Here is an 8,034-nt window from a genome sequence, read left to right as displayed (position 1 = left end):
AGCGAAGGCCAGCGCGAAGCGTTTGGATCTCAGTTCCGCCTACCGCCCTCCAGCGTGCAATCATACCGTTCCAACCGCCTTCATTCTAAAAGCTCCTTCCCCTTCTACCCAAACTCAGCCACTAAATTCCCCGAATATCCTTATAATGGAGCAAAGCGGTTTTTTCCTGAGCACCAGCGACCGAAATGCGAAACTCTTTGTCGGTTCCGAGACCAAGTGGCGCCCGAACCAAGTTTTTCAGAAGTTTTTCAATCGTCTCTTCATCGATCCCCTCGCCCTTAATCTCGGAGGTATCGTACACCGTCACATCGTCCTCTGGAAGAAACTGAAGCGCCCCAACGCAATCTCGCCCTATCTGAAAGAGCAGGCTGTAAGCATCCGTGCCTTTTGCTCCAACCCTTTCCGCCACTCGCCGCCGGAGTTCCTCTGAGTCCGGCAGGAGGTTCTCGAACACAGCCACCACCCGATCTCCCTTAAAAGCATCATCCCGTAGCGGGAGCGACATCGAAATCGGGAAGGTATTGCTCCAGGATAACCAACTCTCATCGTATTGAAACGAGATAGCCCCGCTCGTCTCTTTCAAAAGCCGGCCGACCAACCGGTTATTTAGGAGGACCCGTAACGGTGTATTTGTAGGCTTCCGCGGCATCAAAAATCAGTTTCTATGCCCAAGTCTCCTTTGGAACGCGATGCAATACGAAATTCAAGGTCCAGGGCGGAAAGGACTTTCAGGATTGTTTCGAGCTTGGCAGCCTCATTCCCGTTCTCTATCAACGAAATGGTTTCCTGGCGCAGGCCGGCTTTGGCACCAAGCGCGCCCTGGCTCAATCCCCGGCGCTTACGGGCGCGGCGGATTAAGTTGCCTATCTGTTTCGGATCACGGGCTAAATCACTCACACAGTAATTATGTGTCAAACCCGATAATTCGTCAATATAGTAAATAACACATAAATATGGATTATGCGCTTAAGCAGATAACTCCTCTCCTGCGATTGCTTTTGAAATTTCGGCCATCGGGTGTTCCGTTACCCAGACCTGGGACCTAAAAGTCTTTAGTGACACGAAGGTTCCATGCTCCGAGGGATGAGAGCCAAGAACATGGCGTTTCCAATCTCCGAATGAGAGCTATGGACCTTCAGTGCCGTTCTCGCGCCGTAGACAATGAATCCCCAAAGTCGATTTCTCCTGTCACGCGGTTTATCATGGCCGATCATCATGCTCTAGTCGTTTGCCCATGCTCACGACATCATCCACTGAGTAACCGAGCCGACGATAAAACTCAATCACAGGCCGGTTGGAAGTGCGGATCTGGAGGTTGATCTTGGGGCAACCTGCTTTCCGAAGCAACCGCTCCGCCTCGGCCACGATCGCCCGCGCCAAGCCGCAGCGCTGGAATTCGCGAGCAACCGCCAGGTAATTGAGCCACCCGCGGTGTCCTTCGTAACCGGCCAAGACTGTGGCCACGACTTGTCCATCAACTAATCCCACGTGGAACCACTCCGGGTTGATCTTGCGCTTGCGGCAGATGTCGCGGTGGGGATCGTTCCAGGGGCGAACTAAATCACACTGTTGCCAAAGGGCGATGACGGCCGGCTCGTCTTCCGACTGAAAGCATCGGATCTTCATCGACCTGCGGGAGGATTTCATGTCGGTCTCAGGCTGCCCTGCTCTTTGATACTCATGCGCATCAAACGCGTCAGGTGCACGCAGTACAGCAGGGGGATTGCGCCAAAAACCCAAGCTTATCAGGTTCCCTCCGCTAAATTAAAGACCATTAGGCCGGCCGCCTTCGCGAGCGCTATTTGGTCGGTGTCAAAAGAGAGCAGGGCGTCTGCCCCAACCTCGATTGCGATCGCCAGGTGAAACAGGTCCATCGCTCGGACCACCCTCTTAAGGGAATGTTCGGCTCTGAGTTCCCCGGCTGTCCGCACAGCGTCTGTCCAGTCGAACTCGACATGTGGCCAATAGCCGATCCTTACCTCTTGCTCCAGGATGCGAATAGTCTGCTGAGATTCTCCCTTGCGCATCAAACCCGCGCGCTCGGCCTGGCTAAAGCCGTTAAAGACCTCGACCCGCTGCCAAGGCGTCCAGAGGACCTCCGCCTCCGGTTCACGCTCGAACAACCTCAAAGCCGAGTGGTGTTGCGTATCGCTGCGGCACTTGTATCCCAGCCACCACGACGTGTCGGCATAGAGTCTCATTTCTTGAGCGACGCGAGGAAGGCTGCCCCGTTAAACCGTGGGGCTTTCGAGTCGCCAATGGCTCGCCTTTCGGCCAGTTCCCGCGTCATTTTCGGCCGCGAGCTTTTGCTGACCACAAACTTTGGCTTCCCATTGGAGGTCACCACAAGTTGATTTCCTTCTGCCAATCCATCAACCAAGGCGGCGTTATGGTAAAATTCGCGAACAGTTACCGTCTTCATTGTTAGACAATAGCGTCTAACAAATTAAACATCAAGTGCAATCCTGAGATGTCTGGCCCACCAGCAACACCCAAATATCAAGCAACAGCGCCCCTATCGGACTCTCCTCCTGCGCCCCCGCCGTCAAACCGACCGCCGCCCTCCGCGCCTCCGTGGTCGCATTGGCCACCGACCACCCCAATCGTGAGGCGCTCCATTTTTCAGTTATGATTGACAAATCCCAACCACAGCGGTAATCAAAGCACACTTCACGTTCGGTTTTCAATTTCGGACTGAGTATGAAGAATTGGCAAACATCTCTCATTTTCGCGGTGGTCGCTTTCACCTTGCGGGCGCGAGGCGACGTCAAACCAGCCGGTTCTCTGCCGGTGCAACCCTTTCCGCTGAGTCAGGTGCGCCTGCTCGATGGCCCCTTTAAGGATGCAATGGTGCGAGACGGGCATTATCTCTTAAGCCTTGATACGGACCGTCTGCTCTACAACTTTCGCGTTAATGCCGCCTTGCCCTCGTCTGCGGAGCCCTACGGGGGCTGGGAAGCGCCAAAGTGCGAACTCCGAGGGCACAGCGTCGGCCATTATCTCTCGGCCTGCTCTCTGATGTACGCCAGCACTGGCGAGGCGCGTTTTAAGGAGCGCGTGGACACGATCATTTCATGCCTCGCCGAATGCCAGGCCGCGCTCTCAACAAACGGGTCGCATTCGGGCTATTTATCGGCTTTTCCTGAATCGTTCATTGACCGTGTGGAAAACCGAAAGCCGGTTTGGGCGCCCTGGTACACGTTGCACAAAATCATGGCCGGCCTTTTAGATTCCTACCAGCTTTGTGCCAACGCGCAGGCGCTCCAAATCCTAACGAACATGGCGGATTGGGTGACATTTCGCGTGGACCGTTTGTCGCCGGCCAAAATGCAGGCCTCGCTCGATACCGAATTCGGCGGCATGAACGAGGTGCTGGCCAATCTTTACGCCGTAACCGGCACTCCGGACTACCTGCGCATTGCTGGAGCATTTAATCAGAAGAAGCTTTTTGAGCCGCTCGCGCGCGGCGAGGATTGCCTGGACGGACTCCACGCAAACACTCAAATTCCGAAAATTATCGGCGCAGCCCGGCAGTATGAATTGACAAACGACCCGCGGGATGAACGCATCGCAAGGCTCTTCTGGGACCAGGTCGCCCTGCGCCGTTCGTATGTCATTGGCGGTGACAGCGACCGGGAACACTTTTTCCATGTCAATGAGTTCTCCCGGCATCTTTCGGTTGAGACTTGCGAGACGTGCAACACCTATAACATGCTCAAGCTCACCCGGCACCTTTTCCAATGGCAGCCGGACACCGCAACGATGGACTTCTATGAGCGCGCGCTTTACAACGACATCCTTGCCTCCCAAGACCCCGCCAGCGGCATGTTCACTTATTTCATGCCGCTCAAGCCCGGCCACTTCAAGACGTACTCCACTGCGGAGAATTCGTTCTGGTGCTGTGTCGGCACGGGCATGGAGAATCATGCGAAGTACGGCGACTCAATTTATTTTCACAGCGACGACTCGCTTTTTGTGAATCTTTTCATTCCTTCGGAACTCTCATGGCCTGAAAAACATCTGCACCTGCGGCAGGAAACAGCTTTTCCAGAGACAGACAGAACGCGGCTGACTTTTAACACCGAAACCCCGACCGAGATTGCGCTGAAAATCCGCTGGCCATCCTGGAGCGACCGTCTTTCGGTGCGTGTGAATGGCCGAAAGCAGAAAATCTCGGGCGCCCCTGCTTCGTATGTGAAAGTAAACCGCGAATGGCGTGACGGCGACCGGGTGGAAATCAGGTTTTCAATGAAACTGCACACCGAGCCGCTGCCGGGGTCGAGCAACACCATCGCTGTGCTCTACGGTCCTCTCGTGCTGGCCGGTGAGCTGGGCGCCAATGCAATGCCCAATCCATACGCCCGGGACCAATTAGATTTCGCCAAAGTGCCCGATCCGGCCGTGCCGGTATTGGTTGAAGCGCCGGGATCATTTCTGAAACGGATAGAGCGCGCGCGTCGTTCGCTCACTTTCCGCACCCAGGGGCTTGGCAAGCCCAAAGATATCACACTGATCCCCTTTTACAAACTTAACCATGAGCGTTACAGCATTTATTGGACATTGACGCGCGCAGACATCCCGAGGTGAATCCTAGGACCGAAATTGCCCGAGGGCGCGCAGAGAATCGCAAGGGCAACGAGATTGGAAAATGTAACTTGAAGATTCGGCCATGTGTGGCACCGTTTCTCCATGGGACTTTGAGTTGTTAGTTATTATGTCCGAAGAGGAAGGAGAAAATCCGGGCTTGAAAGACTTCGCAAATATTCTTGTGGTCGATGACCGTGAGGAAGACGTTTTCTTCTTCCGCCGCGCGTTTAAATCCGCTGACCTTCAGCACCGCATCTCCCAAGTGGGCGACGGAGAGGAAGCAATCAAGTATCTTTCGCGCCAAAACCCGTACGACGATAGCGCGCTTTATCCCGTGCCCGATGTAATCGTGCTGGACCTGAAGATGCCCAAGAAGGACGGTTTCGAAGTTCTCCAGTGGTTACGAGACCAGAACGCCCTTAAGCCCGCGCCGGTTGTGGTCCTGACCTCATCCAATCGAGAGGATGATAAAAAAAGGGCGAAAGACCTGGGCGCGCGCAGCTATTACACCAAGCCGGTTGACTTCACAAGGCTCGTAGGCGTGGCCAAAGACATCAACCGTCGATGGCTCACACGGCGGCGCGCTTTAGGTTTGCTGATCGTCGATGATGACGAGAACGACCGCTTGCTCATCGAGCGCGCTTTCGAGAAGCTCAACGTGGGCTACCGAATTCAACCTTTGGCAAACGGACGGGAAGCCCTGGCGCTCATCAAAGGAGAAGGCATTTATGCGGATCGAAAGGCATATCCCTTCCCGAGCTTTATCCTGACCGACCTTAAGATGTCCGGAGGCGACGGCTTCGAGATTCTCTATTACCTCAAACAGCACCCCGAGATACTAATCGTCCCCGTGGTGATGCTCTCCGGCTCCGACGACCCGGATGACGTGCGGCAGGCCTACCTGCTGGGCGCCAGCTCTTTCATCGTCAAACCAACGGAACTCAACGGGCTGGAAGGCATCGTTCAAAAACTCCATTATTACTGGTCCGAATGCGAAGTGCCGCTGGTCGATGAATCCGGCCACGCTATCGCAACGAACTCCGGCGGAAAAATCGGTGAGCGCTTCAGCAAGGAATAGACCGCTCTGAATGCATTCGCTGCTCGAAGAAAACCGGCGGCTTCAGGCTAAGTACGGTCTCACGGCGTGGTTTTACGACATTTTGGATTTGCCCTGGGAACTCCAGTATCGCCGCTGGCGGCCATCGTTGCTTGAGGATGTGCGGGGCGCGGTGCTGGAAGCCGGCGTCGGCACGGGTCGTAATCTCCCCTACTATCCTCCCGAGGCCTCGGTGACGGGAATCGATCTGTCCCAGGCGATGCTCCGCCGCGCAGCCAAAAGGGGCCGCCATGCAGGCTGTCCCGTTGTGCTGCGCCAAGAAGATGCCACCACGATGGCATCCATTCCTTCAAACCATTTCGACTGGGTGATTTCGACCTTTCTCTGCTGCGTCATGCCCGACCATCTCCAACCCCTGGCCCTCGCGCAGTTTGCGCGAATCCTCAAACCCGGCGGGCGTTTCCGCTTGCTCGAAATCATATACTCCAAAAATCCGCGGCTCAGGCGGCGCCAGGAGCTTTTTGCGCCTTTTGTCGAAAAAATCTACGGAGCCCGCTTTGACCGCAACACCTTGAGTCATGTTCGCGAGGCATCGAAGCTCCAGTTGCTCAATACCCGCTTCCTCAAGCGGGACGCCTATTTGCTAATCGAAGGCGAACGCAGCCGTTAAAGCGTGTTTTGAGAATGGACGGCTTGCCCGAGCGCTCTTGCAGGTCTTGCCGGCGTTATCATGACCTGCGGCTATGCGTATCCTGGTGGTCGAAGATGAGCGCAAAACGGCGGCATATCTCCAACGCGGGCTTTCCGAAAGCGGCTTTGTGGTGGACCCCGCCGGCCGGGGCGATGATGGGGTCGAGTTGGCGCTCAGCCGCGATTACGACATGGTTATTCTCGACGTGATGTTGCCGGAACGGGACGGCTGGGCTGTCCTCGCTGAAATCCGCCGCGCGGGCAAACAGACCCCCGTCCTGTTCCTGACGGCCCGCGATGCGGTACCAGACCGGGTCAAAGGTTTGGAATTGGGCGCCGACGATTATCTTGTTAAGCCATTGGCTTTTTCAGAGCTGCTGGCGCGAGTCCGCTCCATCTTGCGCCGTGGGCCTGCCCGGCAGCCCGATATGGTGCGCGTGGCCGATTTGGAGATGGACCTCCTCCGGCACAAGGCAATGCGCGGAGGCCAGCGCCTGGACCTTGCCCCGAAAGAGTTTGTGGCCGTCCGCCGGCTGCGCAGAAAGGCCGACGACCCCTTTGCCCGCAAGCTAATCCACACCGTCCGCGGGTTGGGCTATGTTCTCGAAGAACATTGAATCCCAGCGGGCCGCCTCTGGACCGCCCGGTTCGGCGCGAGCCTGGTCGATCACGCGCCGGCTGACGCTGCTGTACGTGGCATCGACTCTGGTCCTGCTGTTTCTCTGCACCGGATTTCTCTACTGGGTTTTGGCTTGAAATCTGGAGCGCGAAAACGCCTCCTTTGTGGCAAACAAAATCCTGGCTCTGCGCCTGGTCCTGAACAAGCACGCCAACGATGCATCCATTCTGAGCAGTGAGGTAGAACTCGAACCTTCCGCCATCCAGCCTGCCAGGTATTAGATCCGCATGTTGGATGCGCGAAACGAAGTGGCCGTTGAAACACCCGGCATGCGAGACCAGGTCCCGGTCAAGGTCTTCCCGGCACCAGTTCAGCCGGCTGCTGTTCCTGGCTCAGGCGGCAAATGGAAATCGCGATCGAGGAACATCTTTCTGCTGATGTCGGCGCTCTCGCCGACCGGCGCTTCGCGCAAAGGTGTTTGGACCCTGCAAGTGGCCCTGGACGTCTCTTTGGATGAGGCCCTGCTGGCGAGCTATCGCTGGACATTTATGGCGGTGTTGGTCGTGGGGGAGGTGTTTGCGGCTGCGGCTGGCGTGTTCATCGCGCGAACAGGGATGGAACCGCTTACGGACATCGCCAAAACCGCGCGTCGCATCACGGCCAGCCATCTTCACGAACGCATCGCCGCCTCACGCTGGCCGGCCGAACTTGCCGAGTTGTCCGCCGCCTTCGATGCCATGCTCGACCGCCTCGAGAACTCCTTCACGCGCCTCTCACAGTTCTCCGCCGACCTGGCCCATGAGTGGCGCACCCCCATCAACAACCTCCGCGGAGAGGCCGAAGTGGCACTCGCCCGCCCTCGTTCCGTCGAAGAGTACCAGCAAATTCTGGCGTCGAGCCTTGAGGAGTGCGAAACGCTCTCGCGGATGATCGATGGCATGCTTTTTCTGGCGCGAGCGGAGAACCAGGACGCGGCTGTGACGCGCGTGCGCATCGATGCTCGCAAGGAAATCGACGCGGTCCGGGAGTTCTACGAAGCTTTGGCAAAGGAGCAGGAGGTCGAGGTGACCTGCTAGGGCGA

General features: G+C 56.7%; 11 protein-coding genes and 1 pseudogene. 6 read left to right on the top strand and 6 right to left on the bottom strand.

Going from position 1 to position 8,034, the window contains the following annotated elements:
- Positions 1-148: 148 nt before the first annotated feature.
- From VG146_12715 to VG146_12690, 6 genes and pseudogenes are all read right to left on the bottom strand, one after another.
- A pseudogene (locus VG146_12715) lies at positions 149-649 on the bottom strand (HipA N-terminal domain-containing protein).
- Positions 649-897, bottom strand: coding sequence for a helix-turn-helix domain-containing protein (locus tag VG146_12710; protein ID HEV2393211.1), 249 nt, complete (start codon positions 895-897; stop codon positions 649-651). Before VG146_12710 ends, VG146_12715 begins: the two are co-directional and overlap by 1 nt.
- A 303-nt stretch (positions 898-1,200) precedes the next feature.
- Positions 1,201-1,626, bottom strand: a complete 426-nt coding sequence (locus VG146_12705; GenBank protein HEV2393210.1) for a GNAT family acetyltransferase — start codon at positions 1,624-1,626, stop codon at positions 1,201-1,203.
- A gap of 119 nt (positions 1,627-1,745) precedes the next feature.
- Positions 1,746-2,201 carry a PIN domain-containing protein gene (locus tag VG146_12700; protein HEV2393209.1) on the bottom strand — a complete coding sequence of 152 codons (456 nt, stop codon included), beginning with the start codon at positions 2,199-2,201 and terminating at the stop codon, positions 1,746-1,748.
- Positions 2,198-2,422 (bottom strand): hypothetical protein, encoded by a 225-nt coding sequence (locus tag VG146_12695; GenBank protein ID HEV2393208.1) that lies wholly within the window; start codon positions 2,420-2,422, stop codon positions 2,198-2,200. Before VG146_12695 ends, VG146_12700 begins: the two co-directional genes overlap by 4 nt.
- A gap of 31 nt (positions 2,423-2,453) precedes the next feature.
- Positions 2,454-2,639, bottom strand: coding sequence for a hypothetical protein (locus tag VG146_12690; GenBank protein HEV2393207.1), 186 nt, complete (start codon positions 2,637-2,639; stop codon positions 2,454-2,456).
- A 61-nt stretch (positions 2,640-2,700) separates the two neighbouring features.
- On the opposite strand from VG146_12690, the gene VG146_12685 reads away from it, so the two are divergent.
- The 6 genes from VG146_12685 (at position 2,701) to VG146_12660 (ending at position 8,029) form a co-directional block, all read left to right on the top strand.
- Positions 2,701-4,587 carry a beta-L-arabinofuranosidase domain-containing protein gene (locus VG146_12685; GenBank protein HEV2393206.1) on the top strand — a complete coding sequence of 629 codons (1,887 nt, stop codon included), beginning with the start codon at positions 2,701-2,703 and terminating at the stop codon, positions 4,585-4,587.
- A gap of 82 nt (positions 4,588-4,669) precedes the next feature.
- A complete protein-coding gene (locus VG146_12680) occupies positions 4,670-5,665 on the top strand; it encodes a response regulator (GenBank protein HEV2393205.1) in 996 nt (331 codons plus the stop codon).
- A gap of 10 nt (positions 5,666-5,675) precedes the next feature.
- Positions 5,676-6,314 carry a class I SAM-dependent methyltransferase gene (locus tag VG146_12675; GenBank protein HEV2393204.1) on the top strand — a complete coding sequence of 213 codons (639 nt, stop codon included), beginning with the start codon at positions 5,676-5,678 and terminating at the stop codon, positions 6,312-6,314.
- 73 nt (positions 6,315-6,387) lie between these two features.
- Positions 6,388-6,951 carry a response regulator gene (locus tag VG146_12670; protein HEV2393203.1) on the top strand — a complete coding sequence of 188 codons (564 nt, stop codon included), beginning with the start codon at positions 6,388-6,390 and terminating at the stop codon, positions 6,949-6,951.
- Positions 6,932-7,090, top strand: a complete 159-nt coding sequence (locus tag VG146_12665) for a hypothetical protein (protein HEV2393202.1) — start codon at positions 6,932-6,934, stop codon at positions 7,088-7,090. Before VG146_12670 ends, VG146_12665 begins: the two co-directional genes overlap by 20 nt.
- 150 nt (positions 7,091-7,240) lie before the next feature.
- Positions 7,241-8,029 (top strand): histidine kinase dimerization/phospho-acceptor domain-containing protein, encoded by a 789-nt coding sequence (locus tag VG146_12660; GenBank protein ID HEV2393201.1) that lies wholly within the window; start codon positions 7,241-7,243, stop codon positions 8,027-8,029.
- Positions 8,030-8,034: the final 5 nt, after the last annotated feature.

The sequence above is a fragment of the Verrucomicrobiia bacterium genome (assembly GCA_035946615.1).
Taxonomy (GTDB): domain Bacteria; phylum Verrucomicrobiota; class Verrucomicrobiia; order Limisphaerales; family UBA8199; genus DASYZB01.
The sequence above is the reverse complement of the archived record's forward strand: the minus strand, read 5'-3'. Positions and strand labels throughout refer to the sequence as shown.